The organism is Rhizobium sp. WW_1 (genome assembly GCF_003610155.1).
Classification (GTDB): domain Bacteria; phylum Pseudomonadota; class Alphaproteobacteria; order Rhizobiales; family Rhizobiaceae; genus Rhizobium; species Rhizobium tropici_A.
Genome location: NZ_RAIN01000006.1, coordinates 42355 through 60358 on the forward strand (window position 1 = coordinate 42355; position 18004 = coordinate 60358).

At 60.9% G+C, this 18004-nt stretch carries 19 protein-coding genes; 11 read left to right on the forward strand and 8 right to left on the reverse strand.

The features are described 5' to 3' along the window. Positions 1-77: 77 nt before the first annotated feature. On the forward strand, positions 78-1013 hold the full coding sequence (locus tag BJ928_RS18255) for an AraC family transcriptional regulator (protein WP_047632274.1): 936 nt from the start codon (positions 78-80) through the stop codon (positions 1011-1013). A gap of 44 nt (positions 1014-1057) precedes the next feature. Here BJ928_RS18255 and mnmD read toward each other — a convergent pair whose 3' ends face one another. Further along, positions 1058-1792: a tRNA (5-methylaminomethyl-2-thiouridine)(34)-methyltransferase MnmD gene (gene mnmD, locus BJ928_RS18260; protein WP_047632271.1), complete on the reverse strand. Its 735-nt coding sequence runs from the start codon at positions 1790-1792 to the stop codon at positions 1058-1060. Between mnmD and BJ928_RS18265 the strand changes: the two genes are divergently transcribed. The 8 genes from BJ928_RS18265 to BJ928_RS18300 all read left to right on the forward strand — a co-directional run bounded on the left by BJ928_RS18265 (position 1791) and on the right by BJ928_RS18300 (position 7525). Next, the gene (locus BJ928_RS18265; protein WP_047632268.1) at positions 1791-2975 is read left to right on the forward strand and encodes an FAD-binding oxidoreductase; all 1185 of its coding nucleotides are present in this window, start codon (positions 1791-1793) and stop codon (positions 2973-2975) included. The genes mnmD and BJ928_RS18265 overlap by 2 nt on opposite strands. Positions 2976-3079: 104 nt before the next feature. Then, the gene (locus BJ928_RS18270) at positions 3080-3787 is read left to right on the forward strand and encodes a DUF1045 domain-containing protein (protein ID WP_047632266.1); all 708 of its coding nucleotides are present in this window, start codon (positions 3080-3082) and stop codon (positions 3785-3787) included. Between the two features lie 117 nt (positions 3788-3904). Continuing rightward, positions 3905-4828, forward strand: a complete 924-nt coding sequence (puuE, locus tag BJ928_RS18275; RefSeq protein ID WP_047632265.1) for an allantoinase PuuE — start codon at positions 3905-3907, stop codon at positions 4826-4828. Position 4829: 1 nt separating this feature from the next. After that, positions 4830-5327, forward strand: coding sequence for a 2-oxo-4-hydroxy-4-carboxy-5-ureidoimidazoline decarboxylase (gene uraD, locus BJ928_RS18280; protein WP_047632263.1), 498 nt, complete (start codon positions 4830-4832; stop codon positions 5325-5327). Between the two features lie 230 nt (positions 5328-5557). Continuing rightward, positions 5558-5920, forward strand: a complete 363-nt coding sequence (locus BJ928_RS18285; RefSeq protein ID WP_047632261.1) for a HepT-like ribonuclease domain-containing protein — start codon at positions 5558-5560, stop codon at positions 5918-5920. A 7-nt stretch (positions 5921-5927) separates the two neighbouring features. Beyond that, entirely contained in the window at positions 5928-6428 is a 501-nt protein-coding gene (locus BJ928_RS18290) for an ureidoglycolate lyase (protein ID WP_047632259.1), read from the forward strand. Next, entirely contained in the window at positions 6425-6781 is a 357-nt protein-coding gene (uraH, locus tag BJ928_RS18295; protein WP_047632257.1) for a hydroxyisourate hydrolase, read from the forward strand. Before BJ928_RS18290 ends, uraH begins: the two co-directional genes overlap by 4 nt. Positions 6782-6784: 3 nt before the next feature. Continuing rightward, positions 6785-7525 carry a metallophosphoesterase family protein gene (locus tag BJ928_RS18300; RefSeq protein WP_047632256.1) on the forward strand — a complete coding sequence of 247 codons (741 nt, stop codon included), beginning with the start codon at positions 6785-6787 and terminating at the stop codon, positions 7523-7525. 98 nt (positions 7526-7623) lie between these two features. Here the strand turns inward: BJ928_RS18300 and BJ928_RS18310 are convergent, their stop codons facing one another. The 3 genes from BJ928_RS18310 to BJ928_RS18320 are packed head-to-tail and all read right to left on the reverse strand — an operon-like array spanning position 7624 to position 11353. Continuing rightward, on the reverse strand, positions 7624-8763 hold the full coding sequence (locus tag BJ928_RS18310) for an alpha-hydroxy acid oxidase (RefSeq protein WP_047632255.1): 1140 nt from the start codon (positions 8761-8763) through the stop codon (positions 7624-7626). A 47-nt stretch (positions 8764-8810) separates the two neighbouring features. Next, a complete protein-coding gene (gene guaD / locus BJ928_RS18315; protein WP_047632253.1) occupies positions 8811-10118 on the reverse strand; it encodes a guanine deaminase in 1308 nt (435 codons plus the stop codon). Continuing rightward, entirely contained in the window at positions 10115-11353 is a 1239-nt protein-coding gene (locus BJ928_RS18320) for a urate hydroxylase PuuD (RefSeq protein ID WP_047632251.1), read from the reverse strand. Before BJ928_RS18320 ends, guaD begins: the two co-directional genes overlap by 4 nt. A gap of 212 nt (positions 11354-11565) precedes the next feature. Here BJ928_RS18320 and BJ928_RS18325 point away from each other — a divergent pair, with 212 nt between their 5' ends. Further along, positions 11566-11901, forward strand: a complete 336-nt coding sequence (locus tag BJ928_RS18325; protein ID WP_047632250.1) for a hypothetical protein — start codon at positions 11566-11568, stop codon at positions 11899-11901. A 66-nt stretch (positions 11902-11967) separates the two neighbouring features. On the opposite strand, the gene BJ928_RS18330 is transcribed toward BJ928_RS18325, so the two are convergent. Further along, the gene (locus BJ928_RS18330) at positions 11968-12864 is read right to left on the reverse strand and encodes a LysR substrate-binding domain-containing protein (protein ID WP_047632247.1); all 897 of its coding nucleotides are present in this window, start codon (positions 12862-12864) and stop codon (positions 11968-11970) included. A gap of 102 nt (positions 12865-12966) precedes the next feature. Between BJ928_RS18330 and BJ928_RS18335 the strand changes: the two genes are divergently transcribed. Further along, the gene (locus BJ928_RS18335) at positions 12967-13170 is read left to right on the forward strand and encodes a hypothetical protein (RefSeq protein ID WP_047632246.1); all 204 of its coding nucleotides are present in this window, start codon (positions 12967-12969) and stop codon (positions 13168-13170) included. Between the two features lie 149 nt (positions 13171-13319). Here the strand turns inward: BJ928_RS18335 and xdhB are convergent, their stop codons facing one another. The 3 genes from xdhB to BJ928_RS18350 form a co-directional block, all read right to left on the reverse strand. After that, positions 13320-15659, reverse strand: coding sequence for a xanthine dehydrogenase molybdopterin binding subunit (gene xdhB, locus BJ928_RS18340; RefSeq protein WP_047632243.1), 2340 nt, complete (start codon positions 15657-15659; stop codon positions 13320-13322). Positions 15660-15662: 3 nt separating this feature from the next. After that, on the reverse strand, positions 15663-17132 hold the full coding sequence (gene xdhA, locus BJ928_RS18345) for a xanthine dehydrogenase small subunit (RefSeq protein WP_047632241.1): 1470 nt from the start codon (positions 17130-17132) through the stop codon (positions 15663-15665). Between the two features lie 72 nt (positions 17133-17204). Then, complete coding sequence (locus BJ928_RS18350) at positions 17205-17981, reverse strand: 3-hydroxybutyrate dehydrogenase (RefSeq protein WP_047632385.1); 777 nt, start codon at positions 17979-17981, stop codon at positions 17205-17207. Positions 17982-18004: the final 23 nt, after the last annotated feature.

An 18004-nucleotide genomic window follows, 5' to 3' on the forward strand; every position in this document is an offset into this window, starting at 1 on the left:
GATTGGTGTTCTCTGCTTGATTGATCGTTGCCCATGACCGATAATCTTTGAAACTATCGTCGACGATTGCGAAAACTATGAATTCTTTGCCAAATCCTATGAAGCAGAGGAGCGAAGGGTCGAAACGCCGAGAGCTGGTGGAGCTGGCGGGACTTCTTGCGCCGGGTCAGGGATACAATCCCACCGCGCTCGCCGGGGTCCGCATTCTGAGGACCGAGGTGGTTCTTCATGATGTCCCCGTGCTCTACAAGCCGGGTGCGGTATTCGTCCTGCAAGGCCGAAAGCAGGGCATGCTTGAAGGCGAGATCTATCTTTATGACGAGAAGCACTATCTGGCCGTATCGGTGCCCGTTCCATTTCGTATGGAATCCTCAGCCAGCGCAGAACGTCCTTTGCTTGCCGTCTATGTCGAGTTCGACATGTTGATGGCTGCCGAGATCGCCTCGGAAGTGGGAGCGAGGCAGTCCGAACCAGCGGTCGGCGAGGTGAGAAGCCTGATATCGAGCAGGATGGAGCAGATGATCGAGGATGTCGTACTCCGCCTGCTGCGGGCATTACGCGATCCCGTCGAGCTTGCGGTTCTGGGTGCAGGCATCCTGCGCGAGCTGCACTACCGGGTTCTCGTCGGCCCGCAAGGCGGTGCGATGATCTCAGCGCTTCAACAGCAGGGCGTTTCCGGGAAGATCGTGCAAAGCCTCGCCCGGTTGCGCGAAACCTACAGTTCCGAGGTTTCGGTTGCCGCGCTGGCGCGTGAGGCAGGGATGAGTGTTCCCTCCTACCACGTCCATTTCAAGGCCCTGACCGGCAGCAGTCCGATACAATATGTGAAGGCGATGCGGCTCCACGAGGCGCGGCTGATGATCGCCCGTCAGGACAGGACGATTGCCGAGGTGGCGGTATCGGTCGGTTATGCCAGTCCCGCCCAGTTCAGCAGGGATTTCAAACGACATTTCCGGCGAACGGCCTCGGAGGAGGCCAATTGGGTTCGCCAGCATCTTGGCGAGCTGATCTGAGCCTCGCAACAATTGTCTTCCGGCCTCGCAGGCAGGCTCCCACTTCAGGCCGACTTGATGCCGCAGAGCATTTCCCGCTTGCCGGCAAAGCCCTTGCGCCGCTCCACGGCAAATCCGGCTGCCTGCAGGTTTCGCCGCACGAAGCCGGCCGCTGCATAAGTCGCAAACGTGCCTCCCGGAACGGTCTTGCCGTATAGAGTCTGCATCAGCTCCGGCGACCACATGTCGGCATTGCGCGAGGGCGCGAAGCCATCGAGATACCAGGCATCGAAGCCCGGCGCGGCGCGGTTGACGCCTTCGAGAGCCGGGCCGCAGACGACGCTGAGGCGTGTGTTCGCGTCGAGTTGCAATGACACGACATCTTGCGGATTATCCGGCCAGGCAGCAGCAAGTGCGCGGCGCTCGCTATCGATTTCGGGCCAGTGCGAGAGCGCGCGGTCGATCTCTTCGGCGCGCATCGGATAGAGTTCGAAGGACATGAAATGCAGCTGCGAACCGGGGACGGCCAGCTGCCGCCATTGGCGCCATGTCTCGCAGAAGTTCAGGCCCGTGCCGAAGCCGAGTTCGCCGATGAGGAAATTCTGTCGCCCCCGCCAACGCTCGGGCAGGCCGTTGCCGGCCAGGAAGACGTGGCCGCATTCCAGCCGGCCGTCCGTCTGGCAATAAAAATGGTCGCCAAAGGCGGTCGAATAGGGCATATCGCCGTCGCGCCATTCGAGCTCCGGGCTTGCCGCACTGGTTTCGGACTGGTCGGTCCGATCGGAAACTGGATCTGTCATGGAAAGAGCCGATAATCCTCTGAGACCTGCCGGTCAATCGTCTGTCGATCTGCTGATCGTCGGTGGCGGGATCATGGGACTTTGGGCGGCTGTTCATGCCGAGCGCCTCGGTATCCAGGCATTGCTTGTCGAAGCCGGCCGTTTCGGGCAGGGGGCGAGCGGCGGTCTGCTGGGCGCGCTGATGCCGCACATGCCGGACAAGTGGTCCGACAAGAAGCAGTTTCAGTTCGATGCGCTCATTGCATTGGAAGAGGAAGTTGCGGCGCTTGAGGCGGAGACCGGTCTTTCCGCGGGCTACCGTCGCGCCGGTCGGCTCATTCCATTGCCAAAGCCGCATCTGAGGCAGATCGCGCTCGGTCATTCCGAGGATGCCGATGTGCACTGGCGGCATGGGGAGCGGCGGTTTCACTGGCATGTCCTCGATGCGGCACCCGTCGAAGGTTGGATCGAGCCTTCACTCGCCGAAAGCGGCTTTGTGTACGACACGCTGGCGGCGCGTGTCGCGCCCCGTGCTCTGCTGAAGGTGCTCTGCAAATTTCTAGCGGGGGCGCGACATGTTCGGATCGCCGAGGGCGTTGCCATCGACGGCGTAGATCCTGAGCGTGGCCTTGCACGGACAAAGGATGGTGACATTCGCTTCGGACGTTGCATCCTTGCCGCCGGTCATCGTTCGTTTCCAATCCTCGACGCGCTCACGGAAGGCCGCAAATCCTCGCTCGGCCAGTCGGTCAAGGGGCAGGCGGCCATGCTGAAGGCCGATGTGGACGGCGGCCTTCCGGTTATCTTCCGCGACGGTCTTTATATCGTTCCGCACGAGAACGGATTGGTCGCTGTGGGGAGCACCAGCGAGAACCGGTTTGAAGATCCGCTATCGACGGATGGTCAGCTTGACGATCTGCTCGCCGCCGCACGCGCCATGGCGCCGGCTCTGGCCGGTGCCGAGGTGGTGGAACGCTGGGCTGGCTTGCGCCCGAAGGCCGTGGACCGCGATCCGATGGTGGGCGCGCATCCCGATCATCCGTCGCTGATTGCATTGACCGGCGGTTTCAAGGTGAGTTTCGGCCTGGCGCATCGGCTGGCGGAGGCGGCCGTGCGAGAGGCAGCGGATGTGGCCGGTTGCTTCAAGTTGCCGCGGACTTTCACTTTAGCAAGTCATATTTCAGTCATATCACATAAATCGTGACTCTACGCCTCTTTCGGGTCGTCAATCTGTCACGCAAATCACCTATCTCCTTGGCCATCGGTGCCGGTTCGGGCCGCCTGATGTTGCGCCCTGGAGGAGATTTTATGCGCTACGCCATTTGCTTCACGCCGTCTGCGAGCGATCCGCTGACGCTTGTGGCGGCAAATTGGCTGGGCCGGAATGTCTATTCGGGCGAGATGGTCGAGCCGCCCGCAATCCGCGGGCTGGGCATCCACGAGATTGCCTTCTACACCGCTGTCCCGCGCCGCTATGGTTTCATGGGCCTGCTGAAGGCGCCGTTCCGGCTTGCCGAAGGCATGTCCGAGGCAGGGCTGCTGCGCGACCTGATGCGATTTTCAGGCACGATTGCCCCTTTCGAGATTCCAAGGCTTGAGGTTGCGCGGCTTGGCGGCGCCCTCGGCCTGGTTCCCTCCGCTCCGAGCCAACAGATGCATTTTCTTGCGGCATCGCTGGTGCAGACCTTCGATCAATACCGGGCTCCGCTGAGCGAGGCGGAAATCGAACGCATCGACCCGGATGGCCTCTCGGCAACGCAATTCGCCAATCTGCATCGTTGGGGCTATCCGCATGTGATGGACGAATATCGCTTCCAGATGATGCTGACGGGGACCGTGAGCCCCGGCGACATGCCACGCATGGAGCGCGCGTTGCGCGATTTCTTCGAGCCGGCTCTGGCCGCGCCTGTTCCCGTTTCCAACATCGCCCTGATGATGGAAGATGGGGCCGGCGGTCCCTTCCGGGTGCATTCGCTGCATCCGATGGGAAAGGTAAGCGCGCGAAAGATCGCCTAGATTAGCGGACGGCGTTCGCGCCAATACCCCGCTTTGAAGCGAAAGTGATTTTCCCAGTTTCCGTCTCGACTTTCTAGGCATGGGTGCTACCGTTCCCCGATCAGAGAAGGTGCTTCAATGTCGGAAATCTATCCCCGCAATCTCATCGGCTACGGCCGCAATACTCCGGACCCGAAATGGCCGGGCGACGCCCGCGTCGCGGTGCAATTCGTCATCAACTACGAAGAGGGCGGGGAAAGCTGCATTCTCGATGGCGATGCTGCCTCTGAGAACCTGCTGTCCGAGATCGTGGGTGCGGCTTCCTGGCCGAACCAGCGCAATCTCAACATGGAATCGATCTACGAATATGGTTCGCGCGCCGGCTTCTGGCGGCTGTGGCGCATGTTCACCGAACTCAAGGTGCAGGCGACGGTTTATGGCGTGACGCTCGCCATGGCCCGCAACCCGGAAGCGGTTGCCGCGATGAAGGAAGCCGGCTGGGAAATTGCCAGCCACGGCTATCGCTGGCTGGAATACAAGGATTTTTCCGAGGATCTGGAGCGCAAGCACATTCTCGAAGCAGTGCGGTTGCACACGGAACTGACGGGCGAGCGGCCCTACGGCATGTACCAGGGCAAGCCATCCGACAACACGTTGCGGCTGGTCATGGAGGAGGGCGGTTTCCTCTATTCTTCCGACTCTTATGCCGACGATCTGCCGTTCTGGGTCGACGGTCTGAACGGCAAGCCGTTCCTGATCATCCCCTATACGCTCGAAACCAACGACATGCGCTTTGCGACGCCGCAAGGCTTCAACTCCGGCGACCAGTTCTTCACCTATCTCAAGGATGCCTTCGACACGCTCTATGAAGAAGGCAAGCAGGGTAGCCCGAAGATGATGTCCGTAGGCCTGCATTGCCGTCTCGTCGGCCGTCCCGGCCGTGCTGCGGCTCTTCGGCGGTTCATCGAATATGTGCTGAAGCACGACAAGGTCTGGGTTCCCCGGCGCGTCGAGATCGCCAACCACTGGTATGAGAATCACCTTCCCGGAGGCGCGCGCTGACATGATCTCGCGGGACGATTTTGTCGGCCGCTTCGGCGGCGTCTTCGAACATTCGCCTTTCGTTGCCGAGCGGGCCTATGATGCGGCCGGTGCTGCCGAACCTTTGACTTCCGGTGGAGTCCATGCCGCCTTGGTGCGGGTCTTCCGCGCCGCCAGCGAGGCGGAGCGGCTCGGTGTGCTGCAGGCGCACCCGGATCTCGCCGGTCGCCTGGCGATTGCCGGCGAGCTGACCGAGGACAGCCGCAAGGAGCAGGCCGGCGCCGGGCTCGATCGATTGAGCCCGGAGGAGCATGCCCGGTTCACCGAACTCAATGCCGCCTATGTCACGAAATTCGGCTTTCCCTTCATTATCGCGGTCAAGGGACTCGGCAAGGACGATATTCTCGCCGCCTTCGAGACCCGGATAGACAACGGCCGGGATGCGGAGTTTGCGACGGCCGCCGCCCAGGTCGAGAAGATCGCCCTGTTGCGTCTCCAGTCCATGCTGCCCGAAGCCTGATGCGTGGCCCTTGGGCCACCATCTTCTCCATGCGGACCCCCGCATGGGTTTCCCCGTTGACGTGCGTGCTATTTTTCGATTCGTTCATGGCTTAGTATCCACTTGGTCGAACACCAAGCCATGAGGCTGTGAAAAGCATTGGACAGAGATAGAAGCGGTCGGGTGACCAGTGACGCCGAAGGATGCGTCGCAGCAAAGAGATCGGGTATTGCCGGTGAAAGGAAGCCGGCATGAGCCTGGACCGGCTGATCACCTACCTTGAGCGCATGCAGCGGGCTGCCTCCGAAACCGGTCACTTCCTTCGGGAAATCGATCAGGCCGCCTTTTCCAAAAATGTCGAGAAGCAGCGCGCCGTCGGCATGAATCTGATGCTGATCGGCGAGGTCGCTTCGCGCATTGCGGAAGAATATCCGGAGTTTGTCGTTGACCATCCGGAATTGCCTTGGCATGTGATGCGTGACTTCCGGAATCGGATTGCGCAAGGGTATGTCGACATCGAGTTGACGACCCTATGGGATATCGCCCACAAATCTCTTCCGGAGTTGCTCCTGCAACTGGACTCCATTCGCCATTGGCGAGCGGAAGGCGAATGATCATTCAATGACACAGCATTTAGACATCAATCCTTTGACAAAGGCCGCATTCGAGCCGTTCGGCGATATCATCGAGGCCGATCCCGCGACGATGCGATACATCAATGGCGGTACGACGGAGCGCTTTCATGCGCTGTCCAACGCCGAGGCTGCCGGTGACGGGGCGCGGGTTATCCTGAACCTGTTTCGCGGCCAGCCGCGTGCCTTTCCCTTCCCGATCGACATGATGGAGCGCCATCCGTTCGGCAGCCAGTGTTTCGTGCCGCTGAATGGCCGGCCGTTCCTCGTTGTGGTCGCGAAGGATGAGGGCGGCAAGCCGGGCCGGCCGCAGGTCTTTCTGGCGCGCGGGGACCAGGGCGTAAACTACCGGGTCAACGTCTGGCATTTTCCGCTGATGGCGCTGGACGAGCAGAGCGATTTCCTTATCGTCGATCGCGACGGGCCAGGAAACAATCTGGAAGAATATTTCTTCGATACGCCCTTCATCATCGGAGCACCGACGCCATGACCGGACTGACCACCCACGTGCTTGACACCGCTCTCGGCAAGCCGGCCGAGGGCCTGGTCATCGATCTCTTTAGGATCGAGGGCGATTCCCGCACGCATTTGAAGACGGTCACGACCAATTCCGACGGGCGTGTGGATGGCGGTCCCATCCTGATCGGCGACAGCTTCGTCGCCGGCACCTATGAGCTGCTGTTCCGCGCCGGAGACTATCTGCGTGCCAGCGGCGCCAAGTTGCCCGAGCCGGCTTTCCTCGATCTCGTGCCGATCCGTTTCGGTATCGCCGATACGACGGCGCATTATCATGTGCCGCTGCTGATTTCGCCCTACGGCTACTCCACCTATCGCGGGAGCTGAGACTTGCGTTTCGCCGCCATCGCTGACGTTCACGGCAATCATCTTGCGCTCGAAGCGGTGCTGGCGGATATCCGCAAGCAGGGTGTCACCGCGATCGTCAATCTGGGTGATTGTTTCAGCGGGCCGCTGACGGCGGGAAAGACGGCGGAAGTCTTGCTTGGGCTAGATGCCTTGACGGTGCGCGGCAATCACGACCGCTATTTGATCGAGCGGGCGCCGGAGGCGATGCATGTTTCCGATCGGGCCGCGCATTCCGAACTGACGGACCGTCATCTCGAATGGCTGCGCGGATTACCCTTCAGCGCGAATTACCTGGATGAAGTCTATCTATGCCACGCGACGCCGACTGACGATAACGTCTATTGGCTCGAATCCGTCTCTGTAGATGGTTATGTCCATTTGAAGCCTCTGGAAGAGATCGAGGCACTGGCGGCCGGCATCGATTTTCCGCTGATCCTGTGCGGGCATACCCATATTCCGCGTGCCGTAAGACTTTCGGACGGCCGCCTGATCGTCAATCCCGGCAGCGTCGGCTGCCCGGCCTATGATGACGATCTGCCCCATTATCACAAGGTGGAAGCCGGTCATCCCTTCGCCTCCTACGCCATTCTGGAGAAAGTCGGGGATCATTGGCTGCCGGCCTTCCGGCAAGTCGCCTACGATCACATGGCGATGGCGGAGCTTGCGGCGCAGAAAGGCCGCGAGGAGTGGGCGAGCGGCCTGGCGACGGGCTGGCTGCGCTAGAGCAATTCCAGGAAAAGTGCGTAGCGGTTTTTCCTCCGGAATTGCTGGATCACAAAGAGATAGAGCGGTTCGGAGATTCCGTGAAAAGCTGAACCGCGCTAGAAATCTGCCAGGATCGACCGATCCACGGCCTTGATATCCCGCTTGCCGCAGAGCGCCATGGAAACATCCAGCTCCTTGCGGATGATGTCGAGCGCGAGCGTCACGCCTTCCTTGCCCATGGCTCCCAGGCCATAGAGGAAGGGGCGGCCGATGAAAGTGCCCTTGGCGCCGAGCGCTACGGCCTTCAGCACATCCTGTCCTGAACGGATGCCGCCATCCATATGCACTTCGATCCTGTCTCCGACCGCATCGACGATCTGGGGCAGCATGCTGATGGAGGAATGGGCGCCGTCGAGCTGCCGTCCGCCGTGATTGGAGACGACGATGGCATCGGCGCCGGTATCGACAGCCGCCTTCGCATCCTCGACGTCGAGGATGCCCTTGATGATCAGCGGGCCGCTCCATTGCTCCTTGATCCAGGCGACATCGCTCCACGAGAGTTTGGGGTCGAACTGCGAATGCGTCCAATGCGACAGCGTCGTCATGTCGGAAATATCCTTGGCATGACCGATGATATTGCCGAAGGAATGACGCTTGGTTTTCAGCATCTCCATGCACCAGGTCGGTCGTATCGCCATCTGCCAGAGATTCTTCACCGTCATTTTCGGCGGCGCGGACAGCCCGTTGCGGATATCGTTATGACGCTGGCCGAGGATCTGCAGGTCGGCCGTCAGCACCAGTGCCGAGCATTTCGCCGCCTTGGCGCGCTGGATCAGATTGAGGACGAAGTCGCGGTCCTTCATGACATAGAGCTGGAACCAGAAGGGCTGCTTTGTCACCGAGGCAATGTCCTCGATCGAGCAGATGCTCATCGTCGAGAGCGTGAAGGGAATGCCGAATTCCTCGGCCGCGCGCGCCGCCAGCATCTCGCCATCGGCGTGCTGCATGCCGGTGAGGCCGGTCGGCGCCAGCGCCACGGGCATGGAAGCCTTCTGACCAACCATGGTGGTTGCCAGCGATCGGTCGGACATGTCGACCAGCACGCGCTGGCGCAGCTTGATCTTGGCGAAGTCAGCCTCGTTCGCCTGATAGGTCGATTCCGTCCATGAGCCGGAATCCGCATATTGGAAGAACATTTTCGGTACGCGCCGCTGCGCAAGCGTCTTCAATTCGGCGATGGTAAGCGGCGCGGTCATGGCTGTCTGCCTTCTGGATGGTTACATGGCGGCGGGTTCGGATTGCCTTATTGCAGGGTCGATTTCATTGGCTTTCCCGCGACATAGGTTTCAACGACGGCGCGGTCGTCGCCCATAGTCTGCAGCAAAAACAGCTCTTCGGTGAGGCTCTTCGTCACCTCCATCTTCAGCGCCATGGCCGGTGTCGCGGCGGCATTGAGGACGATGAGGTCGGCTTCGGTGCCGGTGTCGAGGGTGCCGATCTTGTCGACGAGGGAAAGGGATTCGGCGTTGCCGCGCGTCATGTAGTAATAGCTTTCCAGTGGGTTTAACCGCTCGCCCAGCAGCTGCTGTATCTTGTAGGCCTCATCCATGGTGCGCAGCATGGAATAGCTGGAGCCGCCGCCGATATCGGTGGCGACACCGATGCGGACAGGCTTTTCGCGGCGTGCCAGCGCCTTCAGCGGGAAGAGGCCAGAGCCGAGGAAGAGGTTCGAGGTCGGGCAATGCACGGCAACGGCGCCGGCCTCGCTCATGGCATCGGCCTCGCGCTCGGAGAGGTGGATCGCATGGCCGAACAGGCTCTTGGGGCCAAGCAGCCCGTAGCGCGCATAGATATCGGTGTAGTCGATCGCTTCCGGATAGAGCTCGCAGGTAAAGGTGATCTCGTCGTCGTTTTCGGAAAGATGCGTCTGGATGTGCAGGTCCGGGAATTCGCGGGCAAGCGCGGCCGTCGCTTCCATCTGCGCCGGTGTCGAGGTGATGGCGAAGCGCGGGGTGATGGCGACGTGGTTGCGGCCCTTGCCGTGCCAATCCCTTATCACCTGGCGGGTTTCGTCATAGCCCATCTCCGGCGTGTCGAGCAGGCCCTGCGGCGCATGGCGATCCATCATCACCTTGCCGCCGACCATGCGCATGTTGCGTCGCATGGCTTCGGCGAAATAGGCGTCGGCGGAGGTCTTGTGCACAGAGCAATAGGCGACGGCGGTCGTCGTGCCGTGGCGGATCATCTCGTCATAGAAATGTCTGGCGATGCGCTCGGCATGGGCGCTTTCGACAAAGCGGCACTCCTCGGGGAAAGTATAGGTGTTCAGCCATTCCAACAGGTTGGCGGCATAGGAGGCGATCACCTGCATTTGCGGGAAATGCAGGTGCATGTCGATGAAACCGGGCAGTATCAGATGCGGGCGATGGTCGATCTCGGTGACACCTTCCGGTGCGCGCGCCTTGATATCGGCATAGGGGCCGGTTGCGGCGATCATGCCGTTCTCGATCAGCAAGCCGCCATCGCTTTCATAGGCATAGCTGTCGGTATCGTCGAGGCTTTGCGGCAGGCGCTTGAAGGACAGCAGTCGGCCGCGCAGAAGGGTCGTCATTGGCTCTTTTCTCCGATCGAGCTTTCGAACCAGGCGACCAGCAATTTGCGCTCCTCAGGCGTGACGTCGGTGACGTTGCCGGGTGGCATGGCATGGCTGCGGCCGGCCTGGATATAGATCTCACGGGCATGCATAGCGATTTCCGCGTCGTTTTCCAGCACGACGCCCTTTGGCGGCCGGACAATCCCCACATAGACGGGCTCGGCCGAATGGCACATCGTGCAGCGTGTCGTCACTATCTCTCTGACGGAGGAGAAATGCACATCCGAGGCGAATTGCTGGAAGGCGGGCGCCACCGCATTGGCTTCCTTCTCGCCGGTCAGCACCTTCGGAACGGTCGAAAGCCATATGATGATGATGAAGAGGACGACGGTGACGATCCAGGTCCAGGTTGGATGACCCTTGCGGGCATGCGTCGTGTTGAACCAGTGACGGATGGTGACCCCCATGAGGAAGACCAGCGCCGCAATCACCCAATTATATGCGGTGCCGAAAGCCAGCGGATAGTGGTTCGACAGCATGAAGAAGATGACAGGCAGCGTCAGGTAGTTGTTGTGCAGCGAGCGTTGCTTGGCGATGCGGCCGTATTTAGGGTCGGGCGTGCGGCCGGCAATGAGGTCTGCGACAACGATTTTCTGGTTGGGAATGATGATCATGAAGACATTGGCCGACATGATCGTCGCGGTGAAGGCGCCGAGATGCAAGAAGGCGGCGCGGCCGGTAAAAAGATGTGTGTAGCCCCAGGCCATGAAGACCAGGACGGCGTAAAGCACGATCATCAGCCCCCAGGTGTTGTTGCCGAGCGGGGACTTGCAGAGCAGGTCGTAGACGATCCAGCCCCCGGCGAGCGAGGCCAGCGAAATCAGGATCGCGACGGGAACGCTGACGTCGAGTACATGCCGGTCGATGAGGAAAAGATCGGCGCCGCCGTAATAGACGATGCACAGCATCAGGAAGCCGGAAATCCAGGTGAAGTAGCTTTCGTATTTGAACCAGGTCAGATGCTCGGGCATCTGCGCCGGCGCCACGAGGTATTTCTGGATGTGATAGAAGCCGCCGCCGTGGACCTGCCACTCCTCGCCATAGGCGCCGGGCGGGAGATGCGGGCGCTTCACCAGCCCGAGGTCGAGCGCGATGAAGTAGAAGGACGAACCGATCCAGGCAATGGCGGTGATGACGTGGAACCAGCGCACGGCAAAGGCCAGCCATTCCCACGCTATGGCGTATTCATACATTCAGTTTCCCTCTTCTTCGTCCCACTCAGCACCTTGCAAAATGTTGAAGGCGGAGGGAAGGGGAGAGTTTGCCATGCGAGCAAAAAGCCACGGTCTTGTCTGGCGCTCAAGCCGCATTAGATCAGATCATGGCGGTTTTATTAAAGCGCCCTCGGCTGCTTGGAGCGGGCCGTGTCCGCGGCGGCCGTCTATCCTTCGACGGAGAATTGCCCATGCGTGGTATTCTGACGTTCGTGTTCTTCCTCCTGTCCGCAGCCGCCGCCCTGGCGCATGATGCGCCCTCCGGATGGTCCTATGATCCCTATTGTTGCAATGGCGACAGCACGACCGGCGATTGCGAGATGATCCCGTCGCGCACGGTGACGATCGTGCCCGGCGGTTATCGGGTGACGCTCAATCCCGGCGACCATCGCTACATAACGCACGCGCATATCTTTACCCTGCCGCAGAGCAAGGCGATGCACTCCCCGGATGGGGCCTATCACCTTTGTCTGTTTCCGGATGAGAATACGCCGCGCTGTTTCTATGCGCCCGACATGTCCGATTGAGCATCGGAACAATCGAGCCTAAGCCAGTCTATTCCTTTGTCTTCACGCGGCTGCGGATAAACGCCGCTATTCGAGCGGCATGCCGAATTCGCCCAGTATCCAGTCCCTGAACGCGCGAATGCGTGGCGTCTGGCGCCTGTTTTCCGGATAGGCGACCCAATAGTCGGTGCCATCGGACGAAAGGATATCGAAGGGCTGGATCAGTCGGCCTGATGCCAGATCGTCGGCGTAGAATTCCGGCGTCAGGACGGCAACGCCTTGGCCGGCAATCGCGGCGCTGGCCTCGAAAGACTGCGCTCCCAGCCGGCTGCGCGGCCTCCCCTGGAGGCCGGGATCGTCAATGCCGGCGTCCTTGAACCACTGAACCCACCAGGGGTCGCCGGCATCGATAATGCGGAGCTTCAGGAGATCGGTCGGCTCGTGTATGCCGCCGATCGTTTCCGCTAGAGCCGGGCTCAACATCGGTGTGAAATAGACCTTCATCAACAGATGCGCGCGCAGACCGGGCCATTGGCCGCGTCCGGCGCGAAGGGCGATATCGGACGGCTCCCGGGCAAAATCGATGATCGAGCCTGATGTATCGAGCCGGACCGCGATCTTGGGATGCTTGAGCTGAAACGAACCGAGATGACGGGCCAGCCATTGCGAGGCGAAGGTCGGGGTCGAGTGAATGTGCAGCGTGGTCTCTGCATCGCCGCTGATCGAGGCCATCGCTTCCTGCAGCATGGCGAAGGCTTCCGCCACTTTCGGCGCCAGCTGCTCTCCCGCTTCCGTCAACAGGACCTGTCGTGGCCGACGCAGGAACAGCGGCTCCCCGACCGTCTCTTCCAGCAGCTTGATCTGATAGCTGACCGCCGTCTGCGTCATGCCGAGTTCGTCACCCGCCCGCGTAAAACTGTTGAGCCGGGCGGCGGCTTCGAAGACGCGGAGCGCATTCAAAGGGAAGCGCTTTGAGAGCTTCATGGATAAGTTCTCTTTATGTATGCAGACGATAGTTCGATTGGAATTCCAGCATTTTTCGCGACAAACTGCAAATCATATCGTTGATTGAATTGAGGTGTTGTCATGGATTGCTATGTCGTCGAGCCAGTGAATGCGGTCAAGCCGACGGTTCTGGCACGTCTTCTGGAGTCGTTCGCGCAGATTTTCGTCAAGCATGCGGAGCCGTCACCGCATCTGGATCTCGATGAGATGCCGGACAGGCTCAAGCGCGATCTTGGATTTCTGGATGGGCGCGAGCCGCATTATGACGATAGGCAGCAGCTATAGGCGGAATTGAGCTCCGGACACTGGTCCTTCAGCGTCGATCTGGATGAGGACGGCGTGCAGTGCTCGCATGTGAGGCTTTTACGAGCGAGGTAGAGAGAGCTGGGGAGCGCTGCGTCTGACGCAGCGCTCCTGTTTGGCCGGAAGGACAATTACATCGCCTTCAAACGCTCGACTGCCATTAACACCCGTTCCGGCGTTGCCGGTGCATCGAGGCGCGGGCAGATGCGGTAGTCCGCGACGCTGGCGACTGCCATCGATAGCGCTTCCAGCACCGAAATCGGCAGCATGAAAGGCGGCTCGCCGACGGCCTTCGAGCGGCCGATGGTGGCTTCCGTATTCTCCGACCATTCCGCCAATCGCACGTTGAAGATCTTCGGACGGTCGGAGGCGAGGGGGATCTTGTAGGTGGAGGGTGCGTGCGTGCGCAGCCGGCCCTTGGCATCCCACCAGAGCTCTTCGGTGGTCAACCAGCCCATGCCCTGCACGAAGGCGCCTTCGACCTGGCCGATATCGATCGCCGGATTGAGGGAGCGGCCGACATCGTGGAGGATATCGGCGCGGTCGATTAGGTATTCGCCGGTCAGCATATCGATCGACACTTCCGAGCAGGCCGCGCCATAGGAGAAGTAATAGAAGGGGGTACCGCGGCCGGCCTTGCGATCCCAGTGAATCTTCGGCGTCTTGTAGAAGCCGGCAGCCGAGAGCTGGACGCGGGCAAAATAGGCTTGCTTGACGAAATCCGGGAAGGGGATTTCCTCTTCTCCGACGCGCACGCGGTTCGGCAGGAATTGCACTTCCTCGGCGCCGACGCCCCATTTTTCCGCCGCGAAGGCGATCAGCCGCTCCTTGATTTGGCGGGCAGCATCGAAGGCTGCCATGCCGTTCAGGTCCGAGCCGGAGGATGCGGCCGTTGCCGAGGTGTTCGGCACCTTGCCCGTCGTTGTTGCGGTGATCTTTACCCTATCGATATCGACCTGGAAGCTGTCGGCCAGAACCTGAGCCACCTTGGTATAGAGGCCCTGGCCCATTTCGGTGCCGCCATGGTTCAAATGGATGGAGCCATCCTGATAGATATGCACCAGCGCGCCGGCCTGGTTGAAGGCGGTCATGGTGAAGGAGATGCCGAATTTCACCGGCGTCAGTGCAATCCCCTTGCGGATGAAGCGGCTGGAGCGGTTGAATTCGATGATGGCGTTGCGCCGCGCCTGATAGTCGGAGCTCTGTTCCAACTCGTCGACGACGCGGTTGATGATGTTGTCCGTGACCTCCTGATGATAGGGCGTCAACGTTCGCCCGGAGCCCGGCTGGCCGTAGAAATTAGCGCGGCGGATTTCGAGCGGGTCCTTGCCGAGCGCATAGGCGATCTCCTCGATCATGCGCTCGCCGCCGACCATGCCTTGCGGGCCGCCGAAACCGCGGAAGGCGGTGTTGGAGACGGTGTGGGTCTTCAGCGGTTTCGAGACCAGATGCACATGCGGGTAGAAATAGCTGGAATCAGCATGGAACAGCGCGCGATCGGTGACCGGCCCGGAAAGATCGGAAGAAAAGCCGCAGCGGGCGGCATAGGTCGCATCGACGGCATGGATGCGGCCTTCGTCGTCAAAGCCAACTTCGTAATCCACGAGGAAGTCGTGGCGCTTGCCGGTGGCGCTCATGTCTTCGTCGCGGTCGGGCCGGAATTTCACGGCGCGGCCGAGCTTCTTGGCGGCGACGGCGGCGAGAGCCGCGAATTGGTTGCCCTGCGTCTCCTTGCCGCCGAAGCCGCCGCCCATGCGGCGGACGTTGACGGTCACGGCGTTGGAGGGGATGCCGAGGACATGGCCGACGATGTGCTGGATTTCGCTCGGATGCTGCGTCGAGGACCAGACGGCGACTTCATCGTCCTCGCCTGGGATCGCCATGGCGATATGGCTTTCGAGATAGAAATGCTCCTGGCCGCCGATGCGCATCTGCGCCTTGATGCGGTGCTTGGCGTTCGCCATCTCGGTTTCCGGTTCGCCGCGCTTCAGCGTCATCGGCTCGTAGACAAGCGGCGAGCCATTGGCGAGCGCGCCGTCGATGTCGCTCCAATGCGGCAGGTCGCGGTAGTCGACCTTGGCAAGGCGTGCGGCGCGACGGGCGGCATCGCGGGTTTCGGCGATGACGGCGAAGATCGGCTGGCCGTGGAACTCGACCTTGGCTTCGGCAAGCAGCGGCTCGTCGTGCATGCCATTGGAGCTGGTATCGTTGACGCCGGGGATATCGGCGCCGGTGAAGACCCAGACGACATCCGGATAGGCTTTAACGGCCGAAAGATCGATACCGGCGATCTCGGCATGGGCGCGGTCGGAAAGGCCGAGTGCGCCGTGCAGTAAGCCGGCGGGTTCGGGAATATCGTCGATATAGTCGGCGGCTCCGGTGACATGCTTATGCGCTGAATCATGCTTCAGCGAGCCGTGCATGGAGCCGTTGATGACAACCTTGCGTTCTTCGAAAGCGGATTTGTCCATAACTCAGGCCTCCGCCGTCGCAAATCGCTTCAGTTCTTGCGGCGCTCCGGCCGTCTCCAGATAGAAGCGGATGAGAAGATTCTTGGCGGTCAGCTGTCGGTATTCGGCCGATGCGCGCCAGTCGGAGAGCGGCGTGTAGTCGCTGTCGAAGGCATCGCGCGCGGCTGTCACCGTCGCCTCCGTCCAGGGCTTGCCGATCAATTCGGCCTCGACGGAGCGGGCGCGCTTCGGCGTGCCGGCCATGCCGCCAAAGGCGATACGGATATCCTGAACATTGCCGGCGGTATCCAGTGACAGATGGAAGGCGCCGCAGGCGGCCGAAATATCCTCGTCGCGGCGCTTGGAGATCTTGTAGACGGCGAAATGTGCATCGCTGGCGGGATAGGGCACGAAGATGCCTTCCACGAACTCGCCGGGATGGCGATCCTGCTTGCCGTATTCGATGAAGAAGTCTTCCAGCGGCAGGCTGCGCGTGCCCGCTGTCGAGCGAAGTTTTACAGTGGCGCCGAGCGCGATCAGCGGCGGCGGCGTGTCGCCGATCGGCGAGCCGTTGGCGATGTTGCCGCCGATTGTGCCCATATTGCGCACCTGCTCGCCGCCGATGCGGTTGATGAGGTTGGCGAATGCCGGGATCTTTTCGGCGATGACGGCGAAGGCGCGGCTGTAGGTGACGCCGGCACCAATGCTCAAACCATCGTCCTCGACCGATATCCTCTGCAGATCGGTCAGATGGTTGATGAAAACGACAGGATTCAGCCGGCGCATCTGTTTGGTGACCCACAAGCCGACATCGGTTGAACCGGCAACGACGGTCGCCTTCGGCTCGTCGGCAAGCACCTGCGCCAGCGCCGCGACAGAGCCGGGCACGATGAGGCGATCGGCGCCCTCGGCAATCTCGATGGTGTCGCCGCCCTGCATCGCCCAGAGACGGGCGATGATGTCGGCTCTGGTCTTTTCGAGGGGGTCGAAGAGTGCGCTCGGACGCTTCTGGCTGACCTGCTCGGCCGCCTTCACGATCGGCTCGTAGCCCGTGCATCGACAGAGGTTGCCCTGAAGCGATTTTTCGATCTGCGCTCGGCTCGGCTTTTCCGTCGAAAGCCAGAGGCCATAGAGCGACATGATGAAGCCCGGCGTGCAGAAGCCGCATTGCGAGCCGTGGCAATCGACCATGGCCTGCTGCACCGGATGTAGCGTACCGTTCTGGGCGGCAAGGTGCTCGACTGTCACGACATGGGTCGCATGCAATGAGCCGACGAAGCGGATGCAGGCATTCACGGACTCGTAGTACAGTCCGCCATCGATCAGGCGTCCCACAAGCACGGTGCAGGCGCCGCAGTCGCCTTCCGCACACCCTTCCTTCGTTCCTGTCAGGCGCCGTTGAAGGCGGAGAAAGTCGAGCAGCGTCTCGGTGGGGCGCAAGCTGGATAGCGTAATATCCTCGCCGTTGAGGATAAAGCGGATGCTGTCACTCATGTCGTTCCCGTCTATTATCTGTTTGGTTGGGGCCGGAGGCGTCAAGACGAATCCGGCCCTAACCGTGAATGGTTATTCCGCGGTCCAGCCACCGTCAATCGAGACGTGTGTGCCCGTCACCTGGCGCGCCTCGTCGCTTGCAAGGTAAAGCGACAGGGCGCCGATTTCCTCGGCCTTGACGAACTCATGCGTGGGCTGGACCTTGAGGATGACTTCGTTCTTAACTTGCTCCTCGGTCATGCCGCGTGCCTTGGCCGTGTCCGGGATCTGCTTCTCGACAAGCGGCGTCAGGACGTAACCGGGGCAAATGGCGTTCACCGTCACGCCGAATTCGGCAAGCTCGAGCGCCGCCGTCTTGGTCAGACCGAGTATACCATGTTTTGCAGCGACATAGGCGGATTTGAAGGGCGAGGCGACCAGGCCGTGCGCCGAGGCGATGTTGATGATGCGGCCGTATTTCCGAGCCTTCATCAGCGGAATGGCGGCGCGGATGGTGTGGAAGGAGCTGGAGAGATTGATCGCGATGATCTGATCCCACTTCTCGATCGGGAAATCTTCGATCTTCTCGACATGCTGGATGCCGGCATTATTGACGAGGACATCGACGCTGCCGAAAGTGGAATTGGCCGTCGCGATCATGTCGGCGATCTCGGCCGGCTTCGTCATGTCGGCTGGATGATAGATCACCTTGCCGCCGCCGGAGGCTTCCAGCCTGGTCTTGATCGCATCGATTTCCTCGGGCTTTCCGAAGCCGTTGATGACGACGTTATCGCCCTTGGCGGCGAAGGCCGTCGCGATGGCGAGGCCGATACCGCTCGTGGAACCGGTGACGACAACTGTTCTAGCCATGATCTTCTCCTTGGACAGCGCAG